This window comes from Pseudomonas sp. 18058 (assembly GCF_902706155.1).
GTDB lineage: Bacteria > Pseudomonadota > Gammaproteobacteria > Pseudomonadales > Pseudomonadaceae > Aquipseudomonas > Aquipseudomonas rustica.
The window spans coordinates 1-15,387 of the sequence record NZ_CACSJY010000060.1; the positions used below are offsets into that span (position 1 = coordinate 1).

The following is a 15,387-nucleotide window of genomic DNA, read 5'->3' on the forward strand; positions in this document are numbered from 1 at the left end:
TCATCGAAACAAGGGCAAGGCCACCACTGAAGCGCTGGTGATTTTGTCACGTAAACTCGCGCGTATTGCATACGCGCTGCTGAAGAGCGAGAAAGCATACGTCAGCAAAACTGCCTAAAAAACGTTGTTCGCAACCATAGAATCTCCCACAGGGGGGATGCATTTCAAATGTAAAAGGTGCGACGGGGGATCAATGGGCTATGCACACGGATTTCATTTCGGTGTAGGCCTCGATCACCGTCCTGCCAAACTCTCGCCCCATCCCCGATTGCTTGACCCCGCCAAACGGCATCGCCGGATCCAGCAGCACATGCGCATTCACCCACACCGTGCCCGCTTCAATACGCGGCACCAGGTTCATCGCCTTGCTCAAATCGTTCGTCCACAAACTCGCGGCCAAACCATACGGATTGTCATTGGCCAACTCGATCATCGCGTCTTCATCATCAAACGCAATCACCGCCAACACCGGGCCGAACACTTCTTCACGGGCCACGGCCATGCTGTGATCGACATCCGCCAACACCGTCGGCTGCACGTAGAAACCCTCGCCTTCCAGCAGCTCACCGCCACACACCACCCGCGCGCCTTCACGCTTGGCCAGTTCGATGTGCTTGAGCACGCTCTGTTGCTGCTTGCGTGACACCAGCGGATTAATCGCTGCCTCGCAGTTCATCCCCGCGCCAATCGGCATGGCCGAAACCACTGCCGCGAGACCTTCGACAAACTGGTCGTGAATCGAACGATGCACATAGAAGCGCGACGCCGCCGCGCACACCTGACCGTTGTTCAGCAAGCCACCGAGAATCGCGCCTTGAATGGCTTTTTCAACATCGGCATCAGCCAGCAGAATCATCGGGTTCTTGCCGCCCAGTTCCAGCGCAAAACGGGTCATGTTGGCCATGCACGCGACACCAACGGTTTTGCCCACCGCCGTCGAACCGGTGAACGACACCTTGCTCACCAGTGGATGCGCCGTCAGCGCGCCGCCGACCGAAGCCCCGCCGCCCGTGACCACGTTGAACACGCCTGCCGGAATGCCCGCCTCTAACGCCAGTTCAGCCAGACGCATGGCCGTCAGCGGAGTTTCCATCGCCGGTTTGATCACCACCGTGCAACCGGTGGCCAGCGCCGGCATCAACTTCCACGCGGCGATCATCAATGGAAAATTCCACGGTACGATGCCGACCACCACACCCACCGGTTCGCGTTTGGTGAACGTGGTGAATTTTGTTCCCGGCGGCAGCGGAATCGACACGTCGAAGGTCTGCCCTTCGATCTTGGTCGCCCAGCCCGACATGTAGCGCATGAATTCCACGGTGGCGTTGACGTCCAGCGCGCGGGCCATGTTGATCGACTTGCCCTGGCTGAGGGTTTCCAGTTGCGCCAGCTCTTCGCCGTGCTCCTCGACCAGGCGGGTGAAATTCAGCAGGATGCGCTCGCGATCGGCCGGGCGCAGCCCCGACCACACGCCAGACTTGAACGCCGCGTGCGACGACTGCACCGCGCGCTCGACCAGTTCGGTCGGCGCATCGAGGGTTTCGCACAAGGTCTGGCCGGTGGCCGGATCGACCACGGCAATCGTCGGCCCGTCAGCGAATTGCCACTGGCCATCGATAAAGCAGCCATGTCGACGATCAATGAACGCCGCGACTTGCGGCAGCATTGCAACGTTGCTCATAAAGCCTCCTTGGAATTGAGGAAACACACCACGGCCTCACGATCATCTTTCGAGGCCAGGCCCATGTAGGGCATGTAGGTGCCGGGCACGTAGGCCTGGGGTTGGGTGATCAGTTCGGCGATGGTCTCGGCCTGCCAGGTGACGTCTTTGCTGCGCATCGCCTGGGAATAGCTGAAGCCTGCCAGCGAGCCGGATTTGCGCCCGATCACGCCGTTAAGGTTGGGGCCCATCATGCCGGTGACGTCTTTTTTAACCGCGTGGCAGACGCCGCATTCGGTGTTGAAAATTTGTGCGCCGTGGGATGAATCCGCCGCGCAATCGGCGGCGACAGCGGCTTGGGCGAGTGTCAGAGAAAACAACGAAGCACAGGCGAATTTGAGCAGGGACATAGAAGACACATCCAAAAAAACAGTGAATACACACCAATCCCTGTAGGAGCCGAGCTTGCTCGCGAAGACGTCAGCACATTCAGAACAGGGGTTGCCTGACACACCGCTTTCGCGAGCAAGCTCAGCTCCTACAGGGATTGGTGGCGACGGGAGCTGATGGAGATTGTCTGGCCTGCCGCCAAAGCAGGTTTTGCCCTGCCTGCCAGTCGTGTTGGCAAGGCTGCCAATTGCGACTGGCACAGACACACAAGCACTTGGCAGACACAGCAATTCCCCGGTTTCGCCGCAGAGGCAGAATCCACTGGCACCCACTTTTCAGGGCACCAGTCAGGGAGTCCCCCTTCAATGCGAACCAACCGGATCACCGTACCGTCAGCGCTGGGCTTGAGCCTGCTGATGCTCGGCTTGAACAGCGCCCATGCCGATCTGCCGCCCGACACCATCGGCCAGACCACGCTGGCGTTCCCGCCCGAAGCGCACCGCGCTTACGTGGTCGACGTCGAATTCGAAAGTTTCGTGATGGGCCGCGTCACCGTGGTCGATCCCGACAAGAAGAAAATCCTCGGCATGGTGCCGACCGGTTTTGCCGCGCCATCGGCCCTGAGCCATGACCGCAAAACCCTGTACAGCGCCGACCTGTTCTACTCGCGCGGCACTCGCGGCACCCGCACCGACGTGCTCACCGCGTGGGACACCTCGACGCTGTCGCCCTCGTGGGAAGTGGTGATTCCAAGCAAACGCGCCGAATCCCTGACCCAGCGCTACGGCCTGAAACCGAGCGGCGATGACCGCTTCGTCTACGTCTACAACTTCACCCCATCGACCTCGGTGACCGTGGTCGACACCCAGTCCCATGCGGTCAGCAGTGAAATCGCCATCCCCGGTTGCGTGCTCAATTACCCGGTCGGCAACCGCCGCTTCGCCTCGTTGTGCGGCGACGGCAGCCTGCAAGTGGTCACCCTCAATGATCAGGGCCAGGAAACCGCGCGCAGCCGCACGCCGTTCTTCGACCCGAACGCCGAGAAGCTCAACGAGCGCGCGGTCAACGTCGGCGACACCTACTACTTCGTCACCACCACCGGCACCGTGCGCCCGGTCGATTTCGCTGGCGACGCGCCGAAGATTCTGCCGGCGTGGTCGCTGGTCAACGACGCCGAAAAGAAAACCGGTTGGGCTCCTGGCGGCTGGCAGTTGATGGCGGTCGCACCGAAGCTCGATCGCCTGTACGTGTTGATGCACGACGCCCACGAAGCGATGAAGTGGGAAGACCCGAGCACGCTGATCTGGGCCTTCGATATCAAGACCGGCAAGAAGGTCGCGACCCTCGAAGCACCGACACCGGTCTGGAGCCTGCAAGCCACCGGCGACGACAAACCGTTGCTGCTCGGCGCTGACGTCGAGGGCGGTTTGCAGGTCTTCGATCTGAGCACCAACAAGCTTCAATCGAGCATGCCGAAAGTCGCGAAAACCGCGACGCAAGTCATGAGCTACTGAGGAGGTTCAGTCATGACCCTTGACCCGATTTTCATCATCGCCAGTGCGCTGGCCGTCGCCGTGCTGCTGGCCAGCGCGGCGACGCACAAGCTGCGCGCACCTGGGCGGTTTGCCAAGCAACTGGCGGACTATCAACTGCTGCCCGAAACGCTGGTACGGCCCGTGGGCCGAGTGATTCCGCTGCTGGAGTTGCTCATCGCTTTTGCCCTGCTGGTGCCGTTCAGCCGCGCCATTGCAGCGGTCTGCGCAGCTGCGTTGATCGCGCTGTACGCCTCCGCCATCGGCATCAACCTGTGGCGCGGTCGCCGCGACATCGACTGCGGCTGTGCCGGGCCGGATCAAGCACAGCCACTGCGCCCGGTGCTGCTGGCGCGCAACGCGGTGTTAGTGGCTTTGGCGTTACTGGCGAGCACCACACCGATCGTTCGCGACCTGGGTTTCTTCGACGGTTTTGTCACCGTCGCCGCCAGTGCTGTTGCGCTGCTGATCTACGCCGCCGCCGACGGCTTGCTGGCCAACTCCCCTCTTCTGCTCAAATTGATTGGTAGGTGATTTATGCAAGGTCTGATGATTTCCAACGTGCTGTTGTGGGTGCTGCTGATTGCGCTGGCGTTCGCGGTGATGGGCCTGGTGCGGCAGATCGGCGTGCTGCACGGGCGCATTGCTCCGGCCGGTGCGCTGATGGTCGATAAGGGTGTGGCGGTCAACGAAGCGGCGCCGCAAGTGACCGCTGCTGATCGTCATGGTCGTCCGGTCAATTTTGGTTATGCCGGGGAAAAGAACCAGTTGCTGTTCTTCCTCTCGCCGACCTGCCCGATCTGCAAATCGCTGCTGCCGGCGATCAAATCCATCGCCAAACAACAAGCCGATCGACTCGACGTGGTGTTTATCAGCGACGGCGACATGGATGCCCAACAAGCGCTGATCCGCGAACACAAACTCGATGACATGACCTACGTGGTCGGCCCGGAAGTCGGCATGACCTACCAGATCGGCAAGCTGCCGTACGCCGCGCTGATCGACAAATCCGGCACCTTGCGCGCCAAAGGTCTGGTCAATTCCCGCGAGCATCTGGACAGCCTGTTCGAGGTCGAACACCTGCACAGCGCCACGCTGCAGGAATACCTCAACAGCCAGCCGCAACCGCATGACCACAGTCACGGCCATAGCCACAGCCACTGAGCAGGGAGACATTTATGAAACTGCTGGATCTGCTCTTTGAGCGCTCGACCCGCCGCGTGGCCGACACCACATCGCGACGCAAATTGCTGGCGCGCATGGGCTCGCTGATGGTCGCCGGCGCCGCACTGCCGCTGTTGTTGCCACTGGATCGCACCAGCAAGGCGCTGGCGGCGGACAATCCCAAAGCCGGCGATCCCGGTGATCCGAACAGCTGCGACTACTGGCGCTACTGCTCGATCGACGGCTTTCTGTGCAGTTGCTGCGGCGGCTCGGTGACCTCCTGCCCACCCGGCACCGAAGCCTCGCAAGTAACCTGGATCGGCACCTGCCGCAACCCGGCGGACGGCAAGGATTACATCATTTCGTACAACGATTGCTGCGGCAAACAGAGCTGCGCGCAGTGCGCCTGTACGCGCAACGACAGCGAAGAACCGGCGTACCGGCCGTTCAACAACAACGACGTGAACTGGTGTTTGGCGGCGAAATCGCACATCTACCACTGCACGGTTTCGATTATTCGCGGTGTCGCCGTCTGACAACACCGCCCTTTTGTAGGAGCCGAGCTTGCTCGCGAAGACGTCAGCACATCCAGCATATGGATTGCCTGACACACCGCTTTCGCGAGCAAGCTCAGCTCCTACAAAGGTTTTGTGTAATTTTTGAGGATGTTGTTATGCGTCATTTGTTCGTGATGGGTCTAGCTTTGGTGTTGGCCGCGCCAGCGGTTTACGCCCGGGCCATTCCCAACCCCAATCAGCGGCATGCGCCGGGTAACGAATCGCCGCAAACGCCCATCGCTCAGGCGGGTTACAGCGTCGGCGTGAACTACCAATTGCAATGCGCAGGTTGCCATTTGCCCGACGGCACAGGCTCAGCCGCCAACGACACGCCGCGTCTGACCGGTTTCGTCGGTAACTTTCTGAAGGTGCCCGGTGGCCGGGAGTTTCTGGTGCGCGTGCCGGGCATGTCGCAATCAGCGCTGAACAACGCGCAACTGGCCGACCTGCTCAACTGGTTGATTCGCGAGGACGGCATGGCCGGCAAAAGCACGCCTGCGCACTATCAGCCGTACAGCGCTGACGAGATTGCGCAGTTGCGCCACGAAACCATGCTCAACCTGCCCGGCACCCGCGCGGAGCTGATCAAAGCCATGCGCGCGCAAGGCATCGCCATCGATGACGGCATGCACTACTGAGCCTCAGGCGTGCTGCCTGCGGTACTCACCCGGCGCAATGCCGAAGCGTGATTTGAATGCCGTGGAAAAATGGCTCGAATCGGAAAAGCCCCAGGAATAACCGAACACCGAGAGCTTCTGCTCAGCCCCGGCTTGACGCAGCGATTCGGCACACAAATCCAGCCGCCGATTCTTGATGTAGCGCGCCACCACCAAACCCTTTTTTGCAAAGATCCGGTACAGCCCGCGCACCGACATGCCGACTTCCCGCGCTAACCACTCCGGACAGAGTTCTTCACAGCGAATGTGCTCGTCGATGCACGCCAGGGTTTTCTGAAAGATCCGTTCATGCAGATCGCTGCAATCTTCGCTGTGGCTGATCGCCGGGCGCAGCAGGCTGACAATCGCCTCCAGCGTCGCTTCGCTTTCGCTCAGGCTGAGGTTCTTCTGCCGCGTCGCGTCGAGAATCAAATGGTGCGAGAGCATGGCCATCGGCGAACTCGCCGGGATGCGGTGGCCGCACTTGACCTGATTGAAGCGCAAGGTCTTCTCGACCAGATGCGTCGGCAGGATCAGCGACAGTTGCCGCGAGTTCTCGTGGTAGGTGAAATCGCTCGGGCGCGAGGCGTCGATCAGGGTGATGTCGCCCGCCGAGAGCAAGGCTTTGTTGTCGCCCTGGGCCATGCCCGCCGAGCCTTCGAGCTGGAACACGGCAAAATATTTACCGCCCTCGCCGGCAGCGATTTCTGTTGGCGTGCGATACAGCCGCGCCTGGCAGGCGTCGACAAAACTCAGTTTGAGCGCACCGCTTTGGTACTCGCGAATGCGCCCGGAGAAATCGGCGCCGAGGGTTTGCGCGTTGAAGGCGCCACAGATCTGATTGATCTGATGGATCCATTGATCGAAGCCGTCACGGCGTTGTGCAGTTGAAGAAATCATGTCTGGCCTCACGCAGGCTTGTTTTTATTATCTACGTCAATCCAAGCGTTCTTCCTGAACAGTGCGGCTCCCTCGTTGTGGCGCTTATTTCAAGCCGCCAAAACGTCGATAGAAACTCTCGCCGACATCCGGCAACGGCCCGTCCGCGGTTTCCAGCGCAGTGTTCAGCCACTCTTCGGCCTTGGCGTAGATCAATCGGTAAATGTTGCGGCACAACTGGCGGGCGGCGCGGCCTTCCCAATCGCCGGGGAGCAATTCGTCGGGCAGTTGCGGGTCGCGCAGCAGCAATTTGCGGTATTCATGAATAAGCAGAAGACGTGCCATTAAGCAGTCGGCCGGCAGCAGGTTTTCCTGCTCGCGCAGTGCTTGCCAGAGCGGTCGGAACAATTGGATGAACTCGCTGTAATGCGTCGCCAGTTCCTCGATGTTCCAGCTCTCGCGCACCTGTGCACGCAGGGCTTTGGAGGCCAATACGTCTTGCGCGGTGGTTTCGAAAACGATGGTGTCTTCGAGCGCGCCGAGGTCTTGCAACGTCGCGTTGACGTCAGCGCGATCACTGCGCGGGCACGCCAGTACGGCCGGCGAAATCGCACCAAAACCTTGCCACTCGAGTTCTTCGCGCACTTGCTTGCGCTTGTCCTGGCCCAATTGCGTGAGCATCGCCAGGCACCACGAACCATCCCACGCCGGCACGGTTGAGCTGTACACGCGCTTGAAGGCCTTATCGAAGCGCCGGCGCCCGGTGCCGGTGAGGCTGTAGTAGCTGCGGCGGCCGACTTTTTCGGCGGTCAGCCAGCCTTCTTTGGTCAGGCGAAAAATCGAAGTACGGATCAGCCGTTCGTTGATGCCGATCGGTTCGAGCAACTGGATCAGACTGCCCAGCCACACCGTGCCGCCGTGGGGCTCGATGGCATCCCCGTACAGCGTGATGATCAAGGAACTGGCGCGGATCGGCGTCTGCTCCTGGAAACGGGTGATGAGGTGGTTCAAAGGTGTCAGCGATGACATGGGCGTACCGGACAATGAAAAAGGAAGGAATATACCGAATCAAAACCTTTATGAGTGAACCCTGTGGCGAGGGGATTTATCCCCGATGGACTGCGCAGCAGTCCCGGCTTTTGGGGCCGCTTCGCAGCCCGTCGGGGATAAATCCCCTCACCACAAAGTCCTGCAACCACACAAAGACCTGATCTCACTGGGATTGAGATGCTTTTGGGCGCAAGCCGCTGTCACTGATCCGCGGGCGATCCGCTTCAGGTTCGCTCAGCGGTTCGCACTCTTGCATCTGCGTCAGGCAGCGCTGGGCCAGCGCCTGATACTCGCGAGTACCGGCCTGTTTCCACGCCACTTCCTGATCACTCAATACGCGCTTGATACTCGCCGGTGCGCCCATCACCAATGACTGTTCCGGGCATTCAAAACCCGCTTTGACGAACGCCGCCGCCGAGACAAACGAGCGTGCGCCAATTCGTGCGTTATCCATCACCACCGCATTCATCCCGACCAGCGCGTCAGCGCCGATCCGGCAACCGTGCAACACCGCGCCGTGGCCGATATGGCCATTGCGCTCGACCACCGTGTCGCTGTCGGGAAAGCCGTGCATCACGCAGGTGTCCTGCAAGTTAGCGCCCTCTTCCAGCACGATGCGGCCGAAGTCGCCGCGCAAACTGGCCAGCGGCCCAACATAGCAATGCGGGCCGATGATCACGTCGCCGATCAACACCGCTGACGGATGCACATAGGCCGAAGGGTCAACCACCGGGGTCAGTCCATCAAGGCTGTAACAGGTCATCGCAGGCTCCTTTGGTGGACGTTGTGCGGTGAGATACGCAAAGCGATGCGTAAACAGGCTTGATTTGTATCACATCATTTCGATGCAGTGAAGAGAGAAAAGCGTATCGCTTTTGTCGAACACCGTTCATCGGCAATCTCGACCCCACAAAACCTACCAATATTTGAGTTATTTCAATCAGTTATTCAACTCCAACCAAGAACCAACGAGCTGTAGCAAATTCCACAACCTTCCATTTAAGACACGTTAATCACATTTCAATCTTGCATTTACGTATCACGTTAAGCCTATACTCCGGCAAAACCGACGCCTGACGTCGAACCAACAACAAGCCGGCATTAGCCGAGCGTGCTCCGTGAGGGCCTTTGCCATGCCTCAAACCCTGGCCGTTGAACAGCTGCAAGCTGTGCGCCTGATCACCCTGCAACGTCCGCAGGCCTTGAATGCCCTCAACACCGAACTGCTCGGCGAACTCGCCGCTGCACTGAGCGCCGCCGAAGCCGACCCCGAGACCCGCGCCGTGGTGCTGACCGGCAGCCGCAAAGCCTTCGCTGCCGGCGCCGACATCAAGGAAATGGCCGAGCGCGATCTGGTCGGCATCCTCAATGACCCGCGCCAAGCCTCGTGGCAAACCATCACCCGCTTCAGCAAGCCGCTGATCGCCGCCGTCAACGGCTTCGCCCTCGGCGGCGGCTGCGAATTGGCGATGCACGCCGACATCCTGATTGCCGGTGAAGACGCGCGTTTCGGTCAGCCGGAAATCAACCTCGGGATCATGCCCGGCGCCGGTGGCACCCAGCGATTGCTGCGTGCCGTGGGTAAATCCCTGGCGATGCAAATGGTGCTCACCGGCGAAGCCATCGACGCCCGCCATGCGCTCCGCGCCGGCCTGGTCAGCGAAATCACCCAGCCGGAATTCACCGTCGAACGCGCCCTGCAGATCGCCCACGCCATCGCCGCGAAAGCGCCATTGGCCGTGCGTCTGGCCAAGGAAGCGCTGCTCAAGGCGATGGACACCGACCTGGCCAGCGGCCTGCGTTTCGAGCGCCACGCCTTCACCTTGCTGGCCGGCACCGCCGACCGCGATGAAGGCATCCGCGCCTTTCAAGACAAGCGAGCGCCGCAGTTTCGCGGCCAATAACCGATTCGAACGATCTCCCGGAGAGCCTTGCCCATGAACTTCGAACACATCCTGTTTTCCATCGAGGCCGGCGTCGCCCTGCTCAGCCTCAACCGGCCCGAGCAACTGAACAGCTTCAACACCGCCATGCACCTGGAGGTCAAGGAAGCGCTGAAGCAGGTGCGGCAGAACCCGGAAGTGCGCGTGCTGCTGCTGACCGGTGAAGGTCGTGGTTTCTGCGCCGGGCAAGACCTCAGCGACCGCAATGTCGCGCCAGGCACTGAAGCACCGGATCTCGGCGTGTCGATCGAAACCTTCTACAACCCGTTGATCCGCCAGTTACGCGATCTGCCAATGCCGGTGATTTGCGCGGTCAACGGCGTTGCAGCCGGGGCCGGCGCGAACATTCCGCTGGCCTGCGATCTGGTGCTGGCGGCGCGTTCGGCGAGCTTCATTCAAGCGTTCTGCAAAATCGGCCTGATCCCGGATTCCGGCGGCACCTGGACGTTGCCGCGACTGGTTGGCATGGCCCGCGCCAAAGCCTTGGCCTTGCTCGGCAACCGTTTGAGCGCCGAACAGGCTGAGCAATGGGGGCTGATCTATCGCTGCGTTGACGATGCGCAATTGCGCGACGAAGCGCTGACCCTCGCCCGCCACTTGGCCACACAACCGACTTACGGTCTGGCGCTGATCAAACGCAGCCTCAACGCCAGCCTCAGCAACACCTTCGATGAACAGCTTGAGCTGGAGCGCGACCTGCAACGGCTGGCCGGGCGCAGCGAGGATTACCGCGAAGGCGTCAGCGCCTTCATGGACAAACGCACCCCAGCGTTCAAGGGTCGCTGAACATGAGCGCACTCGACCGCAACGCAAAAATCGCCGTGATCGGTGCCGGCGCCATGGGCGCCGGCATTGCGCAAGTCGCGGCGCAAGCCGGGCATTCGGTGTTGCTGCTGGACAATCGTCCGGGCGCCGCCGCGCAAGCCATCGACGGTATCGACTGCCAGCTCGGTAAACGCGTGGAGAAAGGCAAACTCGCGGCGGATGAGCGCGGCGCCATCGTCGCTCGCTTGCACGCGGTAGAAGCCATCGAAACGCTGGCCGACTGCACGTTGATCATCGAAGCGATTGTCGAAAACCTTGAAGTCAAACGCGGGTTGTTCAAACAGTTGGAAGGTCTTTGCGGCGACGACTGCATTCTCGCCAGCAACACTTCTTCACTGTCGATCACCAGCATTGCTGCAGGGCTGCAACGCCCGGAACGTCTGCTCGGACTGCACTTCTTCAACCCGGCGCCGGTGATGCCACTGGTGGAAATCGTTTCCGGCCTGGCCAGCGATCCCGCCCTCGCCCGCACTCTGTTCGACACCGCCAAAGCCTGGGGCAAGCAACCGGTTCACACCCGTTCGACGCCGGGTTTCATCGTCAATCGCGTGGCCCGGCCGTTCTACGCCGAAAGTCTGCGCCTGTTGCAGGAAGGCGCCGCCGATTGCGCCACCCTCGACGCGCTGATGCGTGAGGCTGGCGGCTTTGCCATGGGCGCCTTCGAACTCACTGATCTGATCGGCCACGATGTGAATTACGCGGTGACCTGTTCGGTGTTCGACGCCTATTACGGCGACACTCGTTTTCAGCCGTCGCTGATCCAGAAAGAACTGGTCGACGCCGGACGCTTCGGCCGTAAAAGCGGTCGTGGTTTTTACGATTACAGCGAAGGCGCGCAACGTCCGCAGCCGCAACAAATCAGCAGCGATGCGAGCGTCGATAGCTGCGTGGTCGAAGGCGATCTCGGCGTCCTTAACGATTTGCTGCCACGCCTGAAAACCAGCGTGATCACGCGCGATGGCAAAGGCCTGTTAAGGGTCGGCGAAGCGGTATTGGCCCTGAGCGACGGGCGCATGGCCAGCCAACGCGCGAAGGAAGATGGCCTACGCAATCTGATCCTGATTGACCTGGCTTTCGATTACGCCAGCGCCAAACGCATCGCCATCAGTTGCTCGGCGGACATCAGCACTGACGCCCGCGAACAAGGCATCGCCCTGCTGCAAGGCGCCGGCCTGCAGGTCAGCCTGCTCAGCGACACACCGGGCCTCGCCGTGTTGCGCACCGTCGCCATGCTCACCAACGAAGCCGCCGACACCGTGCTGCACGACGTTGCCTCGGCGGCGGACATCGATCTGGCCATGCGCGCCGGGGTCAATTATCCGCAAGGCCCATTAGCCTGGGCCGAGCGCATCGGCCTGGCGCAGATCACCCAAGTCCTCGACCACCTGCAAACCAGTTACGGCGAAGAGCGCTACCGGCCATCGCTGCTGTTACGCCGCAAAGTCGCCGAAGGGAGCACATTCCATGACCAGCCTTGAAGCCATGAGCCTCGCCAGCCGTTGCGCGCAAACCATGTTCGACCGCGATGCCGCCACCCAAGGTTTGGGCATCCGCCTGATCAGCGCCGCGCCCGGCAGTTGCACCTTGGGCATGGGCGTGCGCGCCGACATGATTCAAGGCCACGGCACCTGCCACGGCGGTTTCCTATTCGCCCTCGCCGACTCGGCGTTTGCCTTTGCCTGCAACAGTTACAACGACGCCACCGTGGCGATCGGTTGCAGCATCGATTACATCGCGCCCGCGCAGTTGGGCGACACGCTCACCGCACGCTGCACCGAGCAATCGCGCTCGGGCCGCACTGGCAACTACGACGTGCGCATTGAAAACCAGCAGGGCCAATTGATCGCCCTGTTCCACGGCAAATCCTACAAAGTGCGCGGCACCGTGCTGACGCCGGAGACTCCCCATGAATGACGCTCTGATCATCGACGCCGTGCGCACCCCGATCGGTCGCTACGCCGGCAGCTTGAGCAGCGTGCGCGCCGACGACCTCGGCGCCGTGCCGCTGCGTGAACTGTTGCGTCGCCACCCGCAAGTCGACTGGAGCCAGGTCGACGACGTGATCTACGGCTGCGCCAATCAGGCCGGTGAAGACAACCGCAACGTTGCGCGCATGTCGGCGCTGTTGGCCGGGCTGCCGGTCAGCGTGCCGGGCACCACGCTCAACCGTTTGTGCGGCTCGGGACTGGATGCGATCGGCACTGCCGCACGGGCGATTCGCAGCGGTGAGGCCGGGCTGATGCTGGTCGGCGGCGTCGAATCGATGTCGCGTGCGCCGCTGGTGATGGGCAAGGCCGAGACCGCGTTTTCCCGTTCCGCAGAGATGCACGACACCACCATCGGCTGGCGTTTCGTCAATCCGCTGATGAAGAAAACCTTCGGCATTGATTCGATGCCCGAGACCGCAGAAAACGTCGCCGCACAGTTCAACATTTCCCGCGCCGACCAGGACGCCTTCGCCCTGCGCAGCCAGCAACGCGCCTCGGCCGCGCAGGCCAGCGGACGCTTGGCGAAAGAAATCGTTGCCGTGGAAATCCCCCAGCGCAAAGGCCCGGCCAAAGTCGTCGAGCATGACGAACACCCGCGCGCCGACACCACGCTGGAGCAACTGCAGAAACTCGGCACACCCTTCCGCGAGGGCGGCAGCATCACCGCCGGCAATGCTTCGGGCGTGAATGACGGCGCCTGCGCCGTGCTGCTGGCCAATGCGCAAACCGCACAGCGTTACGGTTTGAAGGCTCGCGGCCGGGTCGTGGCGATGGCCACTGCCGGCGTCGAGCCACGGATCATGGGCATCGGCCCGGTGCCGGCCACGCGCAAGGTGCTGGAACTGGCCAACCTCAGCCTCGCCGACATGGACGTCATCGAACTCAACGAAGCGTTCGCCGCGCAAGGCCTGGCGGTGCTGCGTGAACTCGGTCTGGGCGATGACGACCCACGCGTCAACCCGAACGGCGGCGCCATTGCCCTCGGCCATCCGCTGGGGATGAGCGGCGCGCGACTGGTCACCACCGCCCTGCAGGAATTGGAAGAGCGTCAGGGCCGCTATGCGCTGTGCACCATGTGCATCGGTGTCGGTCAAGGCATCGCGCTGGTGATCGAACGTTTATCCGACTAAAGAACCGCGATTCCCGAGGTGCCGACAGGTATCCTTGGGGCATGCACTCAGAGCCCTGCGCCACCGGGGCGGAAACACAAAAATAATTCGAGTGAAGTCATGAACATGCCAATTGCCCAAGCCGTGCTCAACCCTGAACTGGATCCGCTGGAAACCGCCAGCGTCGACCAGTTGCGTCAGCATCAACTCGAGCGCCTGCGCTGGAGCCTCAACCACGCCTACAACAATGTGCCGCTGTACCGTCAACGCTTCGATGCCCTGGGCGTGCACCCGGACGACATTCGCTCGCTGGATGATCTGGCGAAGTTTCCGTTCACCACCAAATCCGACCTGCGCGACAACTATCCCTACGGCATGTTTGCCGTACCGATGCATGACGTCGTGCGCCTGCACGCGTCCAGCGGCACCACCGGCAAACCGACCGTGGTCGGTTACACGCAGAACGACATCGACACCTGGGCAAACATCGTTGCCCGCTCGATTCGCGCCGGCGGCGGCCGCCGCGGTGACAAGGTGCACATCTCTTACGGTTACGGCCTGTTCACCGGCGGCCTCGGCGCGCATTACGGTGCTGAACGCTTGGGTTGCACGGTGATTCCGATGTCCGGCGGCCAGACCGAAAAACAAGTGCAATTGATCAAGGATTTCCAGCCCGACATCATCATGGTCACGCCGTCGTACATGCTCAACATCGCCGACGAGATCGAACGTCAGGGCATCGACCCGCACAAACTGGCCCTGCGCCTGGGCATCTTCGGCGCCGAGCCGTGGACTGCCGAACTGCGCAGCGCCATCGAGGCACGCTTGGGCATCACTGCGCTCGACATCTATGGCTTGTCGGAAATCATGGGCCCGGGCGTGGCCATGGAATGCGCGGAAAGCCGCGACGGCCCAACGATCTGGGAAGACCATTTCTACCCGGAAATCATCGACCCGATCACCGGCGAAGTGCTGCCGGACGGACAGATGGGCGAACTGGTGTTCACTTCGCTGAGCAAAGAAGCCCTGCCGATGATCCGCTACCGCACCCGCGACCTCACCCGCCTGCTGCCGGGCACCGCACGCCCGATGCGCCGTATCGACAAGATCACCGGCCGCAGCGACGACATGCTGATCATCCGTGGCGTCAACGTGTTCCCGACCCAGGTCGAAGAGCAGGTGCTGAAAGTCAAACAGCTGTCGGAGTCATACGAGATTCACCTGTATCGCAACGGCAATCTCGACAGCGTCGATGTCCACGTCGAGCTCAAGGCCGAGCATCAAGGCTTGAGTGATGAACAGCAGAAAGCTCTGTGCGGCGAGCTGAGCAAGCACATCAAGACGTATATCGGTATCAGTTCACGGGTGCTGCTGCAGCCGCCATTCTCGATCAAACGCTCGGAAGGCAAGGCCTGCCATGTGATCGATAAACGCGTGAAAGCTTAAAAGCAATAACAGCGGCGAAGGTGCAAGGCCTTCGCTGCTCGCTGCAATCCCTCCCTCCCCCTGCAAAACCACGGCGATGCTCTGCCGAGCATCGCCGTGCGCGTTTTTCCGCTTTGCAAATGCGGGGCACCGCTCACCATTCATCCGAAGCGATACAGAAAAAACATACGACACGTTATTTTGTGTTT

General features: G+C 61.3%; 16 protein-coding genes and 1 pseudogene. 12 read left to right on the plus strand and 5 right to left on the minus strand.

Annotated elements, in window-relative coordinates; all coding sequences use genetic code 11:
- A pseudogene (locus GVL50_RS29150) lies at positions 1 to 118 on the plus strand (IS110 family transposase); the annotation flags it as partial.
- 72 nt (positions 119 to 190) lie between these two features.
- Here the strand turns inward: GVL50_RS29150 and GVL50_RS24075 are convergent.
- Positions 191 to 1,681, minus strand: a complete 1,491-nt coding sequence (locus GVL50_RS24075; RefSeq protein WP_159815298.1) for an aldehyde dehydrogenase family protein — start codon at positions 1,679 to 1,681, stop codon at positions 191 to 193.
- A complete protein-coding gene (locus tag GVL50_RS24080) occupies positions 1,678 to 2,070 on the minus strand; it encodes a cytochrome c family protein (protein WP_159815299.1) in 393 nt (130 codons plus the stop codon). Before GVL50_RS24080 ends, GVL50_RS24075 begins: the two co-directional genes overlap by 4 nt.
- A 345-nt stretch (positions 2,071 to 2,415) precedes the next feature.
- On the opposite strand from GVL50_RS24080, the gene GVL50_RS24085 reads away from it, so the two are divergent.
- The 5 genes from GVL50_RS24085 (at position 2,416) to GVL50_RS24105 (ending at position 5,941) form a co-directional block, all read left to right on the plus strand.
- Positions 2,416 to 3,564 carry an amine dehydrogenase large subunit gene (locus GVL50_RS24085; RefSeq protein ID WP_053119457.1) on the plus strand — a complete coding sequence of 383 codons (1,149 nt, stop codon included), beginning with the start codon at positions 2,416 to 2,418 and terminating at the stop codon, positions 3,562 to 3,564.
- Positions 3,565 to 3,576: 12 nt separating this feature from the next.
- The gene (locus GVL50_RS24090; protein ID WP_159815300.1) at positions 3,577 to 4,116 is read left to right on the plus strand and encodes a MauE/DoxX family redox-associated membrane protein; all 540 of its coding nucleotides are present in this window, start codon (positions 3,577 to 3,579) and stop codon (positions 4,114 to 4,116) included.
- Between the two features lie 3 nt (positions 4,117 to 4,119).
- Complete coding sequence (gene mauD / locus GVL50_RS24095; protein WP_008079641.1) at positions 4,120 to 4,746, plus strand: methylamine dehydrogenase accessory protein MauD; 627 nt, start codon at positions 4,120 to 4,122, stop codon at positions 4,744 to 4,746.
- Positions 4,747 to 4,760: 14 nt separating this feature from the next.
- The gene (locus GVL50_RS24100) at positions 4,761 to 5,282 is read left to right on the plus strand and encodes a methylamine dehydrogenase light chain (protein ID WP_008079640.1); all 522 of its coding nucleotides are present in this window, start codon (positions 4,761 to 4,763) and stop codon (positions 5,280 to 5,282) included.
- Positions 5,283 to 5,419: 137 nt separating this feature from the next.
- The gene (locus GVL50_RS24105) at positions 5,420 to 5,941 is read left to right on the plus strand and encodes a hypothetical protein (protein WP_008079639.1); all 522 of its coding nucleotides are present in this window, start codon (positions 5,420 to 5,422) and stop codon (positions 5,939 to 5,941) included.
- Positions 5,942 to 5,944: 3 nt separating this feature from the next.
- Here GVL50_RS24105 and feaR read toward each other — a convergent pair whose 3' ends face one another.
- The 3 genes from feaR to paaY form a co-directional block, all read right to left on the minus strand.
- Positions 5,945 to 6,859, minus strand: a complete 915-nt coding sequence (gene feaR / locus GVL50_RS24110) for a transcriptional regulator FeaR (protein ID WP_053119446.1) — start codon at positions 6,857 to 6,859, stop codon at positions 5,945 to 5,947.
- A gap of 84 nt (positions 6,860 to 6,943) precedes the next feature.
- The gene (gene paaX, locus GVL50_RS24115; RefSeq protein ID WP_159815301.1) at positions 6,944 to 7,867 is read right to left on the minus strand and encodes a phenylacetic acid degradation operon negative regulatory protein PaaX; all 924 of its coding nucleotides are present in this window, start codon (positions 7,865 to 7,867) and stop codon (positions 6,944 to 6,946) included.
- Between the two features lie 184 nt (positions 7,868 to 8,051).
- Positions 8,052 to 8,651, minus strand: a complete 600-nt coding sequence (paaY, locus tag GVL50_RS24120) for a phenylacetic acid degradation protein PaaY (RefSeq protein ID WP_159815302.1) — start codon at positions 8,649 to 8,651, stop codon at positions 8,052 to 8,054.
- Positions 8,652 to 9,021: 370 nt separating this feature from the next.
- On the opposite strand from paaY, the gene paaF reads away from it, so the two are divergent.
- The 6 genes from paaF (at position 9,022) to paaK (ending at position 15,199) form a co-directional block, all read left to right on the plus strand.
- Complete coding sequence (gene paaF, locus GVL50_RS24125; RefSeq protein WP_159815303.1) at positions 9,022 to 9,792, plus strand: 2,3-dehydroadipyl-CoA hydratase PaaF; 771 nt, start codon at positions 9,022 to 9,024, stop codon at positions 9,790 to 9,792.
- A 33-nt stretch (positions 9,793 to 9,825) separates the two neighbouring features.
- Positions 9,826 to 10,617, plus strand: a complete 792-nt coding sequence (paaG, locus tag GVL50_RS24130) for a 2-(1,2-epoxy-1,2-dihydrophenyl)acetyl-CoA isomerase PaaG (RefSeq protein ID WP_008079634.1) — start codon at positions 9,826 to 9,828, stop codon at positions 10,615 to 10,617.
- Between the two features lie 2 nt (positions 10,618 to 10,619).
- On the plus strand, positions 10,620 to 12,134 hold the full coding sequence (gene paaH, locus GVL50_RS24135) for a 3-hydroxyacyl-CoA dehydrogenase PaaH (RefSeq protein ID WP_159815304.1): 1,515 nt from the start codon (positions 10,620 to 10,622) through the stop codon (positions 12,132 to 12,134).
- Positions 12,121 to 12,570: a hydroxyphenylacetyl-CoA thioesterase PaaI gene (paaI, locus tag GVL50_RS24140; protein WP_053119433.1), complete on the plus strand. Its 450-nt coding sequence runs from the start codon at positions 12,121 to 12,123 to the stop codon at positions 12,568 to 12,570. Before paaH ends, paaI begins: the two co-directional genes overlap by 14 nt.
- Positions 12,563 to 13,774, plus strand: coding sequence for a 3-oxoadipyl-CoA thiolase (pcaF, locus tag GVL50_RS24145; RefSeq protein WP_159815305.1), 1,212 nt, complete (start codon positions 12,563 to 12,565; stop codon positions 13,772 to 13,774). The genes paaI and pcaF overlap by 8 nt, the downstream gene beginning before the upstream one ends.
- Positions 13,775 to 13,873: 99 nt before the next feature.
- Entirely contained in the window at positions 13,874 to 15,199 is a 1,326-nt protein-coding gene (gene paaK / locus GVL50_RS24150) for a phenylacetate--CoA ligase PaaK (protein WP_053119429.1), read from the plus strand.
- Positions 15,200 to 15,387 lie beyond the last annotated feature (188 nt).